The organism is Deltaproteobacteria bacterium (assembly GCA_016210005.1).
Taxonomy (GTDB): domain Bacteria; phylum Desulfobacterota; class Binatia; order HRBIN30; family JACQVA1; genus JACQVA1.
This window is the reverse complement of sequence record JACQVA010000259.1, coordinates 1-14,245: the sequence shown is the minus strand read 5'-3', so window position 1 is coordinate 14,245 and position 14,245 is coordinate 1. Positions and strand designations below refer to the sequence as shown.

Sequence of the window (14,245 nt, the reverse complement as noted above, 5' to 3'; positions counted from 1 at the left end):
CGTGCCGTTCCGTTTGCTGGCCAGGATGTAAACGCAGAACTGCTTGTCCATAGCGCCAAACGCCAAACTGGATTCCCGCTTTCGCGGGAATGACGGCCATAACACCGAACCACGTTACCCACAAATTTGTCGCGCACCCCAGCGGGTTCGCGGCCACACCGAAGCCGGGGCCGCCGCTTGCACCAGCGCGTCGATTGCTATAAATGAACCGCGGCTCAGTTATGAGTCACGGTTCATCTAGTTGCCGTTCCGTGATCCTCATGCGCCCCCCGCCTGAATCACGGATAGCAAGCCGCGCCCAGCCCCGGACTCCACGGGCACTTCAGCGAATTCGCGCCGTGGCATGCCGGTCGCCCGCCGGCATGCCGCAACCAGCCCGACGGTAAGCACCGCCAGCACCGTTCGTGCCCTTGCGTTGTCGCCCCCGCTGCGCTTCGATTGAGCGTGCCGTCAGGCAGCAAGGAGAACGCATGCATCTTGGCAAGTTGGCCCTAAGCCTCCCGCTACCCCCGGACGTTGCCACGTGCCTCGACTGGGCCCGGCGGGCTGAAGCTCTCGGCTACGAGAGTATCTGGATCGCCGAGACCGGCGGCCCGGATCCCTTCGTTCTGGCCGGGGCGGTGGCGCAGGTGGCGGCGAGACCGCGCATCGGCATCGCGGTCTCGCCGGTATACATCCGCACACCCGCCACGATTGCAGCTGCCTGTGGTACGGTGTCACAGCTTGCCCCAGGGCGGTTCGTCCTCGGTCTGGGCTCGTCCAGTCACGCCATGGTCGAAAACTGGCACGGCACCAAGTTCCGCAAGCCTGTCACCCGGGTGCGAGAAACCGTCACCGCCGTGCGTGCCATGCTGGCAGGCGAAAAGCTGAAGTTCGACGGTGTCACACTGCGCACGCAAGGTTTCCGGCTGCTGGTGCCACCGGCCGGCCACGTTCCGATCTACGTCGGTGCACTGCGGCCACCCATGCTCGAGCTCGCGGGCGAGATTGGCGACGGCGTGGCCGTCAACTTGTTCCCAGCCCAGGCCCTGCCGAAAATGCTCGCCCACGTAGCCGCCGGAGCACGCAAGGCCGGCAAAGACCCCGCGACCATGGAGGTCGTCTGCCGCCACCAAGTGTTGGTCACCGATGACAAGGCCGGCGCCAGGGAGATCTTTCGCGCCGGTCTTACCGGCTACTTCGCCACCCCAGTCTACAACAAGTTCGCCGCCTGGTACGGTTTCGAGGAGGAGGCAGCGCTCATCGAAAAGGGCTTCAAGACCGGCGATCGCCAACTGACCCGCAAGGGCATGACTGATCGGCTGGTGGACAGTCTCGGGATCTTCGGGTCGCTCGCTGAGTGCCGCGAACGCATAGCAGCCTACGCCGCCGCCGGCGTGACCACCACCATCATCAGCCCGCTGGCGCTTGACCCTGAAGCGATCCGCCGGACAATTCAGTCGCTCGCACCGCAGGGCTCGTGAGTCGCTCGCGCCGCGTTGACTAACTAACCGACGCCGGTTTGGTCTACGCCGGCCGCACGGCGGCCTGCGCGGCGTACAGCAACATGACGACCCAGGCGATGGCATTCCCCGCCGAGAGTGCCGCGCGCGCTGGCGCTGACACGAGGCCGGCGACGACCATCACGGCGCCCGCGATGCATGCGGCGCCCGCGATTCGCCCGACCGATTTCCCGCGGGCGTACATCGCCACCCCGGCGCACAGACAAACTACGGCGAGGCCGAGGAACTTTCCGGCGCTGCCGATGGCGAGGAGCGCCAGCGCGGTGCTGCCGCCGGGTAATTCGCCGGTGATGCGGAGCTGGGTCGAGGTTTCGAGCACGTCGAATACCGCTGCCACGAGGACCGCCGCGAGGCCGGTGCCCGCGACCGCTCCCGTGCCGGCGCGCCGAAGCGCCAGGAAGAAGCAAGCGAGATACACGCTGTACGTGGCGATGAAGCCGGCCAGGTCCACGGTGTTGGCGCGATCCATCGCCGCGATCATCCCTGCCCGGCAGGGGTCGGCCGGCGTACCGAACACAGCCTCGATGTCAGCCGGCGTGCGCGACAGCTGATAGGCGAGCAGCGCGGACACTCCTGGCGGCAGCGGGCCGGTGCACGTCCGGTTCGGAATCACGCTGCCGAACCACATGACGAAGCCGACAACGCCGGCTCCGAAGAGCACGCAGAGAATCCAAGATCGCCGCGATTGATCGTGAGCCATGGCCCCGTGTCACTCGTGGCCCGATCTTGTAGCGGCAATTGGAGCCACAATCCAGCTGCGCGCGGCCGGCTGGCGAGAGGATGCGAGTCTTCAGCAGCCGAGCAGAAACAGCATCCCCAGGGAGATCGTGATCACCGTCAGCGGCACGCCGACGCGCAGATACGCCAGCGCGCCGATCTTCACGCCGTGGCGGCGGGCGCCGCGATCATCATCGAGAACAACAGCACCAACGTGGGAAAGTCGATCACCGCCAGCAGGCGATCGGGCGGTAGCACCCCGAACACCACCACGCAGACGGCCCCGATCAGCGCGCCGCTGGGACGATAGACGCGAAACCCCGGCAGCTCGCCGGTGACCAGCACCAGATAGGTGGCGCCGAATATCAGCAGCGCCGCGGTCACGCAGCCGGCTCGCGCGGCGGGCTCGAAACCGAGCGCAGAATGATCAACCCGAGCAGCTGAGCGCAGGCCGCGGCGGGAAAGATCGCTCGATACCCGAGGGTATCGATGAGCAGCCCGCCGAGCAGCGGCCCGATAATCTGCGGCACCGCCCCGGGGATGAAGCTGAGCCCGACGAACTCGGCCGTCCGCTGCGGCGGTATCAGATCGAGCATCAAGGCGTAGCCGACTGCCATCAGGCCGGCAAAGGGTATCGCCGTCAGTGCCGCCGCCAGCAATGCCTGCGGCAGGGTCTGTATGAAAGCCGTTGCAATCGCCACCACCAGCCAAGCGGCGACCAGCCAGCACAGCAGCCGCTTGCGCCCGACGCGGTCGCCTAGCATCCCCAGCGGCAGCGTGGCGACGGTGGCCGACAAGCCGAAGACCAACGGAACGTATTGTGACGAGCCTTCCGCTACGCCCAGTTCTTCGACCACGAACAGTGTGAAGAAGGTCACCGCAATCCAGTGGCCGAGCCAGCAGCACGAGCTGGCCGCGAAATAGGTCAGCAGCGGCCGCTCACGCCGCAGGCTGCGCAAATGAGCGCGAAAACCGCTGCCGGATGGTGACGGCACCGCCGCCGGCTCGCGCACGAGCGTGACTGGCACCAGCATCGCCCCGACCAGCACCAGTGCGACCAGCACGAACACCACCGACGGGTGGCGCTCCCACAACACGGCGCTGCCGGCGAAGTAGGCGATCAGCCCGAGGCTGCCCACCAGGTTCATCACGCCGCTGGCTGTGCTGCGCTGGTGCGACGGCGTCACATCCGGGAGCAGCGACAAGTAGGGCGCCTGGGCAATATTGATGGCCCCGTACATCACCACGGCCAGAGCCACCACCGCGGCGAAAGTTTCCGCATGCGACAGCGCGAGCAGAAGAAGGGCGGCGCCGAGCATGCCGCTGACAATGTAGGGCCGGCGCCGGCCGAAGCGCGAAACGGTGCGATCGCTGAGATAGCCGATCACCGGGCCCACCACGCAGCCGCTGACACCCGCCAAACTCAGCACCAGCGAGATCGAGAACTTCGAGTCGGTGTAACCCTTGAGAAACAGCGGCATCGTCCCGGTGTTGAAGGCCCAGAACACCTGCGTGCCGAGCCAGCCGACACCGAGCGCGATCAAGGTGCCGGCGCCGGCCAGCGGCCGAGCAGGGGCACCCATCTCCTGCGGTGCGGCGGTTACACTGGATGGCACCGGCTCTCCATCTCGTGCGCCGGTCATCACGCCTCCCCCCTTAGCAGGCTCGGCTCTCAGAACACCAGCTTGCCGCCCTTCGCGGCCATCCGTGCCCTTGGCGCAGCCCGAGAGCACCTCGTTGCGCGAAGCCGCAAACGGCGTCAGCAGCTTCGGCCTCCGCGGCCTTGTTTGCGCTAGGCTCCTGGATTAAGGATTGCCCGAGTTTCATCGCACCAACCCGAGGACGCCAAGAATCATGCTCAAGAAAATCCATCACGTCGGTATCGTAGTGCGCAATCTCGAGACCGCCTACGCCTTCTATCGCGACACGCTCGGCTTGCCGGTGCACAAGGTCGCTACGGTCGAGGACCAAGGCGTGAAAGCCGCGCTGCTGACCATCGGCAACAGCGAGATCGAGCTGCTCGAACCGATCAACCCCGACGGCGGCGTGGCCAAGTTTCTCGCAAGGCGCGGCGAGGGCATGCACCACGTCTGCTTCGAGACCGACGACGTCACCCGCGAGCTCGCTACGACAATGGCGCAGGGTATCGCGGTGATCGACAAGGCCCCGCGCCGCGGACTGGCCGGCATGATCTGCTTCCTGCACCCCAAAGCTAGCCACGGCGTGCTGGTCGAATACGCCGAGCCGTTTGCCGAGGAGCAGTGATCATGGCGCTGGCCAAGAAGATAGACCACCTCGCCATCGCGGTCAGTGACCTCGAGGCGGCGGTGAAGACCTACAGCACGAACTTCGGCTTTCCCGTCGCCCGGCGCCAGGAGCTGCCGGCGCTGGGAGTGCACTGCGCCCTGCTCCAAATCGGCGACGCTCAGCTCGAGCTGTTCTCGCCCGCAACGGCACATAGCCCGGCGGGCAAGTTCATCGCCGATCAAGGCGAAGGGCTGTACGTGCTCGCGCTCGAAGTCGAGGATCTCGATCAGGCCCGACAGTTGTTGGCGGCCAAGGGTATCGCGGTGACCCCGCCGGCCGCGCTGGGCACGGACGTGCGCCTGGCCTACGTCAGCCCCGAGGCCACCCACGGGGTGCGGCTGCAGCTGATCGAGTACAAGAAGTGAGTCACCCCGGCGCGGGCGTAAAGCGATTGAGAACGAGCCATGGGAAAACTAGACGGTAAGATCGCCCTCGTCACCGGTGGATCGCGCGGCATCGGCCGCGGCATCGCGATCGAGCTGGCGCGCGCGGGGGCGGATGTCGCGCTCAACTACCGGCGCGACGAGGCCGCGGCGCACGACACCGCCGGCGCTATTACGGCGCTGGGCCGCAAGGCGATTGCGATTCGGGCGGACGTGGCCGAGTGGCCGCAGGTGCAGGCGATGGCCGACCAGGCCCTGCAGCATTTCGGCCAGCTCGATATCGTGGTGGCGAACTCCGGCATCGCCTCGCGCGTGCAGTCGGTGTGGGACATGGACATCGACCACTGGCACCGGGTGATCGGCGTCAACCTGCACGGGGTGTTTTACACCTGTAAGGCAACCGCCAAGCATTTGGTCGACCGCCGGCGGGGGGCGATCATCTTGATCTCGTCCGTGGGCGCCGATCTCTGCGGCCCGATGGGGTCGCCGTACTACGTGGCCAAGGCCGGCGTCAACGCGCTCACCAAGTCACTGGCCAAGGAGTGCGCCCCCGCCGGAGTGCGGGTGAACTGTATCGCCCCGGGAGTGATCGTTACCGACATGGGCGAGCGCATGATCAAGTTCTACGGCGACGCCTTGGTGGCGTCGATCCCTCTGGGTCGCCCGGGACAACCCGAGGACATCGGCAAGGCCGCCGTCTACCTTGCCAGCGACGATGCCCAGTTCGTCACCGGCAAGATCCTACGCGTCGACGGCGGCGCCTGGATGTGAGCGGATGTCACTTTGATGGCACGGGCGGCCGTGAGCCGGCGGTAATGCAGCGCGAATTGCGAGTGCGCTCGCAGCGCCAGTTCGAGATGCTCGACATCACCCAGTCGGTGGCCGAGGTGGTGCGCGCCGCCGGGCTCAGCGAAGGCATCTGCTCGGTCTATGTCGCCCACGCCACTGCCGCGGTGGTGATCAACGAAAACGACGATCCCAACGTCGGCGTCGACCTGCTCGATGCGCTTGCCAAACTCGTTCCGCAAGGCATTTGGCGCCACGATCGGGTTGACAACAACGCCGCCGCTCACATCAAGGCGGCGATCCTCGGCCCGGGAGAAACCGTCCCGGTGCGCGACGGCGAGCTGCTCCTGGGCCGGTGGCAAGCCATCATGGTGGTCGAGCTCGACGGCCCGCGCGAACGGCGGGTGATTGTAACCGTGCGCTGAGACGAGCGGCGGAGGTTTACGGCTTGGTCCCCTGCTTCGCCCACTCGATCAGGGCGTTGCGCTCGGTGGTGCTCAGGCTGGCGCTCGGGTGCATGACTTCGTAGTACCACGGCGGCATCTCGCCTTCGGCGATCTCCTCGGCACTTTCTTTGAGCTTCTTGGCTTTGCGCTTATCGGCGTACTTGCCCCAGCTGGAGAAGTTCAGCTCCTCGCGCCCCTCGCTGACGTCGTGGGCGAGCAGCCACGAGATCGGCGCCAGGTCGCTATACCAAGGCCACACCGTCTCGTTGGAGTGGCAATCGTAGCAGGCGCGGCGCAGCGCGGCCTTGATCTCGGGCGGCGCCTCGATCTCGCCCTCCACCGGCGGGTTGGTGCGCTCAATACGAATCGCCCGCCCGCCAATGAGAAAGGCAAGCAGCGCCAGTGCCGCGATCTTGAAGTAACGAGTCATCCCTCTTCTCACTCCAACGCAAGCGCGCCTCAAACCGACCAATCATCCTGGGCAACGCGCGCAACCGGGGCGGCGGCGCCGAGCCGCTGCCAGTAGCCGTCAACGTCGGCCTGTAGTTGGCGCAAGATGTCGGCCTTTCGCACCGGCTCGAAGAGATGCCGGTAACGGGCTTGGCGCTTTAAATACTCCTCGACCGGGTGCAGCCGGTGCGGGATCACGGTGTGAACCACCTCGTCGTCATGTGCTTCCTTCAGCGGCCAGACGCCGGTATCAACAGCCAGCTTGGCCACCTCGACGGAATCCGCCGGTTCAATGCCCCAGCCGGGCGGGCATGACGACAGGCTGATGAACAGCTTGGGTCCGCGCCAGCGGCCGGCGCGGGCGACCTTGTCCATCAAGTCGAGCGGATAAGCCGGGGACACGGTGGCTACGAACGGCGGACGCTGAGCCCGCCACAGCTCGAACAGGTTCTCCTTACGCGTGGTGGTTCCTATCGGCGTGGTAGCGGTCCGCGAGCCCAACGGTGACGCCGGTGACATCTGAAAGCCGGTGTTGGCGAACGCCTCGTTGTCGTAACAGAAGTAGTAGAAGTCCAGCCCGCGGTAGATGGCGGCGAGCGTGGCCTGCAAGCCGATGCCGGTCGCGGCACCGTCGCCCGTTACCACCACCACCTTGAGATCCTCGTCGGCGGGCAGCTTGCCCTTGGCAATCAAGACATCGAGGGCGTCGCGGATACCTTGCGCCCCGGCCGGGGCCGATGCCATCGCGGTGTACAGCCAAGAGGAGTGGAACGGCGTGAACGGAAACACCGCAACCAGGGTCATGCAGCCGGCGGCATTGACCACCACGGTCTTGGCCCCGAGCGCCTTGTGAAACAACCGCAGTGCGAGCAGGCCGCCGCAGCCGGCGCACAAACCGGTGCCGCCGGCGAGGAACTCCTCGCGGGGGATTTCCTTGATGCTCTTATAGATCTCACGGCGGGTTTGCATGGCGGGTCATTTCTGCCCGTGGGCGATGCGTAGCATCTCGCGCAACTGCAGGTACTCGGTCTCGCTGAAGAGCAAGTGCGGCTCGGATGAACCGCCGCTGTGTTCCGCCTGACGCAGGGCCGCCAACATCAGGTCGAACTCCTCGCTGCGAAACCGCCGGCCGCCGAGACCGCCGATGAACGACCGCAACGGCGGCGCGCTGCCGCCGCGCAGCACGCTGGCCACCTCGGCGAAGAGAATGCCGCCCTTGCCGATCGAGATGTTTTGATCAATCACTGCCACCGCGCGCCGGCCGCTCAGCGCCGCGACGATGGTGGCGACGGGGAATGGCCGCACCAACCGCAGCCGCAGCAGCCCCACTTTCTCACCGCCGGCACGCAGCCGGCTGACTTCCGCCTTCCCGACCGTGCTGAAGGAGTTGGCCATGACGATGACCCACTCGGCATCGTCGAGCTGATAGCCCTCGACCACGCCGTAACTGCGTCCGAAGCGATCGGCAAACTCGGCGGCTATGCCGGCGTGCACCGCCAGGGCGGCCTCGGCCGCACGTTGCATCTGGTACTTGAAGAAGGCGTAGGCGCTGCCCCCGAGCACAGCCACGCCCTGGGCCATCGCATGCCCCGCCGACAACTTGGCGTGCACGGGCTGATAGGCCGGCAAGAATTCCCGCACCGCCGCCGCCGCCGGCAGTGACACCGGCTCGCGGGTGAACGACAAGTAAAACCCGTCGAGGTTCACCAGGACCGGCAGCAAGACATCGGGATGTTCGGTGAGCCGGTACGCCATCAGGACCGAATCGAGCACTTCCTGACAGGTTTCGGCGTGGATCTGGAGAAAGCCGCTGTCGCGCGCGGCCAGCACGTCGTTGTGATCGGGTTCGAGCGTGATGGGCGCGGCGAGCGCGCGCGAAACGTTCACCAGCACCAGCGGCACGCGCCAGCCGGCGACGGTGTAGAGCATCTCGAAGCCGTAGACCAATCCCTGACTGGAGGTCGCGGTGAACACGCGCGCGCCGGTGGCGGCGGCAGCGCCGGCGGCGGTGAGCATCGAGTGCTCCGAGTCCAGTGTCACCAGCCGCGCCTCCAGCTCGCCGCGCCCGATCCACTGCGCCAGGTCCTCGATGATCTCGGTTTGCGGCGTGATCGGGTAAGCGGGGATGTAATCGACTTCAGCCAGCCGCGCGCCCCAAGCCGCCGCCGCGTTGCCGGTGAGTAAGTCGCGCCTCATGCGGCTTCCTCCCGCACTTCGCTGATGGCCTTGGGCGGGCATTCGTTCACGCACACCAGGCAGCCTTTGCAGTGGTCATAGTCGATCACCGGGTAGTGCTGGGAATCGAGCTGGATAGCGCCCTCCGGACAGAGGGCGAAGCACAGAAAGCAGCGGGTGCAACGAGTCAGGTCAACCACCGGCCGAAAGACGCGCCAGCCGTCCATCGTGCGCAGCGCCGAGGTGGCTTCAGCATCAATCGATGGGGCGGCGACGCGCGCCGGCAAGCGTGGCAGCACGAACAAGGCGGTGGCTGAGGCACGGGCCGGAGGCGGTGCCTTGCCAGCCGCCGCCCAACCGACCGCGGGCGCGGCCTCAAAGGCTTGCTGGGTGGCGCGCAGGTTACGTTCCACAAACTCGCTGTCGAGGCCGATCTCGGTCAACTCGATGGCCACCGCTTGTGCCAGCGTCGGCCACGGTGCCAGCGCCGTCGCTTTGACCGCCAGCCCCGCCATTGGCGCACTCAGCCAACGGTGACCGAGCAGGTCGAGCGCGATAGTCGAGACATCGAGCGTCACCACACGTCCGGGCACCGCGTAACCGGCTTTGATCTCTTCTGCCGGCTGCGCGGTGTTCACCAGCAGCAAGCTGTCCTCACCGAGCCCATGCAGCACCGCGGCATCGAGATGTGCCAGCAGCGAATGATCCATCAGCACCACCACATCGGGCATCTCGATATAGCCGCGCTCGTGAATCGGCCCGTCGCTGCAGCGCACGAACGCTACTACCGGCGCGCCGCGACGTTCGGCCCCGTAGAGGGGCGAATCCTGCACCGTCCACCCGGCCACGAACGCGGCCCGGCTGACGATGCGGCTGGCGAGTTTAACCCCCTCACCGCCGCGCCCGTGAAATCGCAAGTGGCGGACCACAGCGCTCATTGGCACTCATGCTGGCAGAGAACACGTTCGAGCAAAACCGCACCTCCCTCCGCTCCCAGCGGCAGGCAGCTGGCATCTGTGCCAACGCCATGCCAGAGCGGGCAATGTTCCCAGCCTGGAGCCGTCGTCCTCGCGTTCGTCATCGTTGCCAACAACCGGCGCGGCTTTCGCGGCCGTGGGAGGCGGCGGCCGAAGCCGTTGCCGCGAAAGCTGCGTCGACCTGAAACTCGCCCGCTGCCTCGGCGCCATTGCTCTGCGTTGACAAGAGGCGGAGCTTCTTTTATCGTCCGCGCCACTGCACGATCCCACCTGTGCGGGCGTAATTCAGCGGTAGAATGCCAGCTTCCCAAGCTGGACGTCGCCGGTTCGACCCCGGTCGCCCGCTCTTTGTCTTGTTTCTTGAGTGCCCTATGGGGGCGCTTCGCGCCAGGCGGCATCCGGAAGAAAGAGTCGCTAGCGACGGCGCGGGCTACGAGGTCCAGTCCTCGACCTTGAGACCCGGGATTCGCCCGAAGTCGGAGAGATTTCGGGACAGGAGCGTGTCTCCCTTCGACAAGACGATTGCGGCGATCTTGATATCCATGGTTCCGATACGCGCATGCAGCCTGCGCAGTCGCTGGAACTCAGCCGCGGCGCGTTCGTCAAAATCGACGACCGTGATGCGGCGGTATCTGTCAAGATGTCGACCGAGCCGCCCGTATGCTTGGATCTGCTGCTTCATGGTGCGCGCCTGGGCAAGGTAAGCGAGCCAGCCGCGCATCTGCTCTTCGAAGTTTACGATGGTCGTACCGATCCCTTCGGCTGCGACCCCGGCGAGGCGGTTCGCCAATCGAGACGCCGCTGGACCCGATTCCCGATCGAGAAGGCTAAGATGATCGGTGTCGAGAACGAACATTTTGCTTTCGACAAGGCTTGCCGGGCTTCGGGCGCAGGGATTGTCGATAGCGTTCTCCCAACTTCATCGCTTCTTCGAAGATCGGGTCGTTGGCAAACGTGCCGATCTCCTTCCACCATGGTTTCGGCGATGCCGGCTTTTCCCCCAGCCGCCTCTTCAAACCAGCGATCTCGACTTCCAACGCTGCTACTCGCGCCTCAAGCTGTTCCGTTGCCATTGCGTTCGTTCCTCGCTGAGATAGCTGTACCACTCCAGCCCGACTCAGCCAACCACGGTTCACCAAGAGCGGCTGACGATCCGCAACAGCGGATGGGAAATGCCGCGAAGGTAATCTCGATCGAGACCGGAGAGAACCGGGAACGGTTCCCGGTTTTTCGGGATTCTTAGGGATTTTACGGGACAATCTGGGATCAGCCTGCCACGCCTCAAGCCGTTGAAAACGCTAGAATCATCTCTGTTTCCGAGGAGATCGCCGAACTCGCCGTTTCACCTTCCCAAGCTGGACGTCGCCGGTTCGATCCCGGTCGCCCGCTCTTTGTCTGATCCCCTGAACGGCCGCCACTTTCGGTGACGCCTCGGTTCCCCGGCCGGGCGGCGGGCGGGTGCGGGTTCCGGTCGTGGGGCCTCGCGGCGGTCGCCGCTAGGCATCGCTCAGGCGGCGAAGAATCGGCCGAGGTTGACGTTCGGTTCTCGGAACAAGCGCTCGCCTGGCTTCGCCTGCATGAGAACACGCGGCACCTGCAAACCGCAGCGCTCGATGGCGGCGGTCGTCTCTTTCAGCCCGAGCAGATCCACCAGTACCGTGGGCGGCGCCCAATTGAAGCCGAACCCCATGATGCGGTCGACATCGCGCGGCGCGCTGACGACCTCGTCGCCGCCCACCCGGTTGAGCGCGTAGCTGACGTAACCGAGCACAACTTGGCGCGCCAGTTCCGCTTCGGCACCCTCAGCGCGGGCGAAGACCTTGGCGGCGTCGGCGTAACAACCGATGCGGTGGAGTTCGCGCATCTGTTCGACAAAGGCGATCGGCTCGAGCTTGTACTCGGCGCGGTCCTTGTACTCGCCACTGCCGGGATCGAGCACTAGGTTGAGCGTCTTGGCGCCGTCTTTAACCCGACGGTAGAAGCCGCCCCGTGCCGGGGACTTGTTGCCGAGGTGCCCAGCCTCGATCAGTCGGGCCATGAAGGGCGGCAGCGCGAATGCCGCGTGCGCCTCGTCACGGGTGTGCGCGTAGACGTTGTCCACGATCGCGCGGTGAACGTCCCAGCCCACCAGATCGATCGTCGCCAACGGCGCCAGTGCTCGGCCGGTGTAGGGCCCGATGAGGTAGTCCATGAACGCCACGCCGTGCACCGCAGCGAGCTGCGCCACTTCATTCAGCACCTTGAAGCCGACGCGGTTGCCGGCGAAGGCCGGCAGATCGCGGCACACGGTCACCACGCGGCCGAAGCGCCGCTCGAGCAGCTCGGCCACCGGCGCCACCAGCGCCGGGTCGGTGCCGGCATGTGGAATCACTTCGGTGCCGACGATCACGTTGGGCGGGTTGAATAGATGGATGCCGAGGAAATTGCGCTGCAAACTGGCGCTCCGTCCGCGCGCCATCTCGGCGATCGATAGGCCCGATGACACCGTCGCCACCAGCGACTCCGGGCGGCGGTAGCGATCCACACGCTCGAAGAACGATCTCTTCAACTCGATATCTTCCGCCAAGGCCTCGAAGATCAGGTCGGCGTGGCTCACCGCCGCCTCGAAGTCTTGCTCGTAGGTTCCCAGCGACATGCGGTCGGCGATGTGTTCGGACTTGGCCAGGTTCTGGGCACCCAGCAATCCCTCGCGGGCCCGGTCGGTCGAGCGCGCCAGCAATACCACCTCGCAGCCACCGGCGGCGAACACCTCGGCACTGCCGGCTCCCATGGTGCCATTGGCGCCAATCACCACTACCCGATTGATATCGATCATAACTCGCGTGTTACTTTCTGTTGCCGGTGTTCGGAGCGGCGTTCAGTGTCCGTATCCGCGCCATTGAGTCAACCGAGTTAACCGAAGCACGTTCGGAAAAGCGCTACCAGCCGGCTCCAGCCGATGGTTGAGTTACACGCCGGGTGGCGGTTCAGCGTCCCGCCGGCGCGTTCGCTTTCGGCCGCATAACCGGCGGGGGTCGGCCGGCCGACAGCCAGGGAGCGGAAGGGGGATCTCCCGAGCGGCCATCGGCCGGCGACGTTCGGCCCGCCTAGGCGGCGCGCTGGACGAAGTACCAGTCGGTGACATCAAGGCTGCGGTCGTGGATTCGCTCTTCAGCATCCGCGGTGGTCACTGGCGGCGGCACGATCACCTTCTGCCCCGGACACCAGCCCTCCGGCGTCGCCACCGCCTTGGACTTGTTGAGCTGAAGTGCCTGCACGATGCGCATCACCTCGTCGACGCTGCGGCCGTTGGTGAGCGGGTAGTAGATCATCGCCCGCACCATGCCCTCGTCGTCGATTATGAAGACACAGCGCACGGTGGCGGTGGTGCTCGCTCCCGGGTGGATCATGCCGTAGAGCTGAGCCACCTTGGTATCGAGGTCGGCAATCAGCGGGTAGTCGATCTTAACGCCGAAGTGCTGCTCGAGGTTTCGCGTCCACGCGATGTGGGAATAGATGCTGTCGACGCTCAGCCCGATGAGTTGCACCTCGAGTTTCTTGAACTCGGCCGAGCGGCGGGCAAACTCGGCCAGCTCGGTGGTGCACACCGGGGTGAAGTCCGCCGGATGCGAGAACAGCACGACCCACTTGCCGCGGTAATCGGACAACTTGATCGGCCCATAGGTCGACACCGCCTCAAAGTCGGGGGCGGGCTCGTTGAGCCGAGGCAAACTCCTGGCTTCCATAGCAACCTCCTGTCAGCGACGCGCCGAGCACGTCGAAACGAATTGTGTGGTCCGCTCTATTTGGACCCGCGGCAGCGGCTTTGTCAAGCAGGGTTCAGGTGCTTTCCGCTTTGCACAGGACGCCGGCGCTGAGGCAGAAGCTGCCGCTTTGATCGACGGCTAGCCGATAGATGTCGGCCGTCCCGGCGGCCTCGACGCCGGTGACGCAGAGTGCGGCCTTCGAGGTGCGTGCCTGCCCGTCATCGTCGCGATAGACGTAGCTGGGGGGAAAACAGAACCCGGCTGCGAGCAAGTCGCCGGGCGCGATTTCCGCCGCTCGGGCTTCCACCATGCCGGCCTTTAGCAGCACCTGCTCCGCGCCGACGCGAAAGCTACGGCCGTTCTCGAGGGTGAACTTCAGCACCGGTTGCTGGCTGGCGGCCAGCTCGACGGCGCGCATGAGCCGAAAGCAGTGTTGGCCGGTGTCGTCCCGTGTGAGTACCGCGATCGTCTGACCGGCGGCCGCACGGATCGCCAACGGGCCTTCGGGGGTTTCCACTTTGGTGTCGGCGGCAACCGCGCAGCACTGAGTCGGCATGTGTCCTCCCGCGACGGCAGTAACGAATTCGGCGCGCGCGGTAAAGCCTCAGAATCAGATCCGGGAACTTCCGGGTGTGCGACAAATCTGTGGGTAACGTGCAGCCGACCGGGCAAATACTCACCAGTCTGACAGTACTGTACTGTCAGGCCGAGGCCCATGGCCGAAAGGGACGCAATTTGTCATTCCCGCGAAAGCGG

General features: G+C 65.6%; 17 protein-coding genes and 1 tRNA gene. 6 read left to right on the top strand and 12 right to left on the bottom strand.

Annotated elements, in window-relative coordinates; translation table 11 throughout:
• The first annotated feature begins 470 nt into the window (after positions 1–470).
• Positions 471–1,463 (top strand): LLM class F420-dependent oxidoreductase, encoded by a 993-nt coding sequence (locus tag HY699_24550; protein ID MBI4518974.1) that lies wholly within the window; start codon positions 471–473, stop codon positions 1,461–1,463.
• 43 nt (positions 1,464–1,506) lie between these two features.
• On the opposite strand, the gene HY699_24545 is transcribed toward HY699_24550, so the two are convergent.
• From HY699_24545 to HY699_24535, 3 genes are all read right to left on the bottom strand, one after another.
• The gene (locus HY699_24545) at positions 1,507–2,163 is read right to left on the bottom strand and encodes a hypothetical protein (GenBank protein MBI4518973.1); all 657 of its coding nucleotides are present in this window, start codon (positions 2,161–2,163) and stop codon (positions 1,507–1,509) included.
• Positions 2,164–2,381: 218 nt separating this feature from the next.
• On the bottom strand, positions 2,382–2,603 hold the full coding sequence (locus HY699_24540; GenBank protein MBI4518972.1) for a hypothetical protein: 222 nt from the start codon (positions 2,601–2,603) through the stop codon (positions 2,382–2,384).
• Positions 2,600–3,862, bottom strand: a complete 1,263-nt coding sequence (locus HY699_24535) for an MFS transporter (protein ID MBI4518971.1) — start codon at positions 3,860–3,862, stop codon at positions 2,600–2,602. The genes HY699_24540 and HY699_24535 overlap by 4 nt, the downstream gene beginning before the upstream one ends.
• A 211-nt stretch (positions 3,863–4,073) precedes the next feature.
• On the opposite strand from HY699_24535, the gene mce reads away from it, so the two are divergent.
• From mce to HY699_24515, 4 genes are read left to right on the top strand one after another with little or no spacing between them, the layout of a single operon-like run.
• A complete protein-coding gene (gene mce, locus HY699_24530; GenBank protein ID MBI4518970.1) occupies positions 4,074–4,484 on the top strand; it encodes a methylmalonyl-CoA epimerase in 411 nt (136 codons plus the stop codon).
• Positions 4,485–4,486: 2 nt separating this feature from the next.
• A complete protein-coding gene (locus HY699_24525) occupies positions 4,487–4,891 on the top strand; it encodes a VOC family protein (protein MBI4518969.1) in 405 nt (134 codons plus the stop codon).
• Positions 4,892–4,930: 39 nt separating this feature from the next.
• The gene (locus tag HY699_24520; protein ID MBI4518968.1) at positions 4,931–5,680 is read left to right on the top strand and encodes an SDR family oxidoreductase; all 750 of its coding nucleotides are present in this window, start codon (positions 4,931–4,933) and stop codon (positions 5,678–5,680) included.
• Positions 5,681–5,724: 44 nt separating this feature from the next.
• Positions 5,725–6,120 carry a YjbQ family protein gene (locus HY699_24515; protein MBI4518967.1) on the top strand — a complete coding sequence of 132 codons (396 nt, stop codon included), beginning with the start codon at positions 5,725–5,727 and terminating at the stop codon, positions 6,118–6,120.
• Between the two features lie 16 nt (positions 6,121–6,136).
• Here HY699_24515 and HY699_24510 read toward each other — a convergent pair whose 3' ends face one another.
• The 4 genes from HY699_24510 to HY699_24495 are packed head-to-tail and all read right to left on the bottom strand — an operon-like array spanning position 6,137 to position 9,704.
• On the bottom strand, positions 6,137–6,571 hold the full coding sequence (locus HY699_24510) for a heme-binding domain-containing protein (protein ID MBI4518966.1): 435 nt from the start codon (positions 6,569–6,571) through the stop codon (positions 6,137–6,139).
• Between the two features lie 29 nt (positions 6,572–6,600).
• Positions 6,601–7,560: a pyruvate synthase gene (locus HY699_24505; protein ID MBI4518965.1), complete on the bottom strand. Its 960-nt coding sequence runs from the start codon at positions 7,558–7,560 to the stop codon at positions 6,601–6,603.
• Between the two features lie 6 nt (positions 7,561–7,566).
• Positions 7,567–8,787: a pyruvate synthase gene (locus HY699_24500; GenBank protein MBI4518964.1), complete on the bottom strand. Its 1,221-nt coding sequence runs from the start codon at positions 8,785–8,787 to the stop codon at positions 7,567–7,569.
• Positions 8,784–9,704 carry a 2-oxoacid:acceptor oxidoreductase family protein gene (locus HY699_24495; GenBank protein ID MBI4518963.1) on the bottom strand — a complete coding sequence of 307 codons (921 nt, stop codon included), beginning with the start codon at positions 9,702–9,704 and terminating at the stop codon, positions 8,784–8,786. The genes HY699_24500 and HY699_24495 overlap by 4 nt, the downstream gene beginning before the upstream one ends.
• A gap of 313 nt (positions 9,705–10,017) precedes the next feature.
• Between HY699_24495 and HY699_24490 the strand changes: the two genes are divergently transcribed.
• Positions 10,018–10,089, top strand: a tRNA-Gly gene (locus HY699_24490).
• 84 nt (positions 10,090–10,173) lie between these two features.
• On the opposite strand, the gene HY699_24485 is transcribed toward HY699_24490, so the two are convergent.
• The 5 genes from HY699_24485 to HY699_24465 form a co-directional block, all read right to left on the bottom strand.
• Positions 10,174–10,599: a type II toxin-antitoxin system VapC family toxin gene (locus HY699_24485; protein ID MBI4518962.1), complete on the bottom strand. Its 426-nt coding sequence runs from the start codon at positions 10,597–10,599 to the stop codon at positions 10,174–10,176.
• Complete coding sequence (locus HY699_24480) at positions 10,571–10,816, bottom strand: hypothetical protein (protein MBI4518961.1); 246 nt, start codon at positions 10,814–10,816, stop codon at positions 10,571–10,573. Before HY699_24480 ends, HY699_24485 begins: the two co-directional genes overlap by 29 nt.
• A gap of 434 nt (positions 10,817–11,250) precedes the next feature.
• Entirely contained in the window at positions 11,251–12,558 is a 1,308-nt protein-coding gene (locus HY699_24475) for a 3-hydroxyacyl-CoA dehydrogenase family protein (GenBank protein MBI4518960.1), read from the bottom strand.
• A 271-nt stretch (positions 12,559–12,829) separates the two neighbouring features.
• Complete coding sequence (locus tag HY699_24470) at positions 12,830–13,468, bottom strand: peroxiredoxin (GenBank protein ID MBI4518959.1); 639 nt, start codon at positions 13,466–13,468, stop codon at positions 12,830–12,832.
• 94 nt (positions 13,469–13,562) lie between these two features.
• A complete protein-coding gene (locus HY699_24465; GenBank protein MBI4518958.1) occupies positions 13,563–14,045 on the bottom strand; it encodes a hypothetical protein in 483 nt (160 codons plus the stop codon).
• Between the last annotated feature and the right edge of the window lie 200 nt (positions 14,046–14,245).

Excerpts from the sequence above, each read along its gene's own strand:
- HY699_24475 (MBI4518960.1), bottom strand. The coding sequence starts at position 12,558 with ATGATCGATATCAATCGGGTAGTGGTGATTGGCGCCAATGGCACCATG.
- HY699_24500 (MBI4518964.1), bottom strand. The coding sequence starts at position 8,787 with ATGAGGCGCGACTTACTCACCGGCAACGCGGCGGCGGCTTGGGGCGCG.
- HY699_24485 (MBI4518962.1), bottom strand. The coding sequence starts at position 10,599 with ATGTTCGTTCTCGACACCGATCATCTTAGCCTTCTCGATCGGGAATCG.
- HY699_24470 (MBI4518959.1), bottom strand. The coding sequence starts at position 13,468 with ATGGAAGCCAGGAGTTTGCCTCGGCTCAACGAGCCCGCCCCCGACTTT.
- HY699_24505 (MBI4518965.1), bottom strand. The coding sequence starts at position 7,560 with ATGCAAACCCGCCGTGAGATCTATAAGAGCATCAAGGAAATCCCCCGC.
- HY699_24510 (MBI4518966.1), bottom strand. The coding sequence starts at position 6,571 with ATGACTCGTTACTTCAAGATCGCGGCACTGGCGCTGCTTGCCTTTCTC.
- HY699_24550 (MBI4518974.1), top strand. The coding sequence starts at position 471 with ATGCATCTTGGCAAGTTGGCCCTAAGCCTCCCGCTACCCCCGGACGTT.
- HY699_24495 (MBI4518963.1), bottom strand. The coding sequence starts at position 9,704 with ATGAGCGCTGTGGTCCGCCACTTGCGATTTCACGGGCGCGGCGGTGAG.
- HY699_24525 (MBI4518969.1), top strand. The coding sequence starts at position 4,487 with ATGGCGCTGGCCAAGAAGATAGACCACCTCGCCATCGCGGTCAGTGAC.
- HY699_24465 (MBI4518958.1), bottom strand. The coding sequence starts at position 14,045 with ATGCCGACTCAGTGCTGCGCGGTTGCCGCCGACACCAAAGTGGAAACC.
- mce (MBI4518970.1), top strand. The coding sequence starts at position 4,074 with ATGCTCAAGAAAATCCATCACGTCGGTATCGTAGTGCGCAATCTCGAG.
- HY699_24515 (MBI4518967.1), top strand. The coding sequence starts at position 5,725 with ATGCAGCGCGAATTGCGAGTGCGCTCGCAGCGCCAGTTCGAGATGCTC.
- HY699_24535 (MBI4518971.1), bottom strand. The coding sequence starts at position 3,862 with ATGACCGGCGCACGAGATGGAGAGCCGGTGCCATCCAGTGTAACCGCC.
- HY699_24480 (MBI4518961.1), bottom strand. The coding sequence starts at position 10,816 with ATGGCAACGGAACAGCTTGAGGCGCGAGTAGCAGCGTTGGAAGTCGAG.
- HY699_24520 (MBI4518968.1), top strand. The coding sequence starts at position 4,931 with ATGGGAAAACTAGACGGTAAGATCGCCCTCGTCACCGGTGGATCGCGC.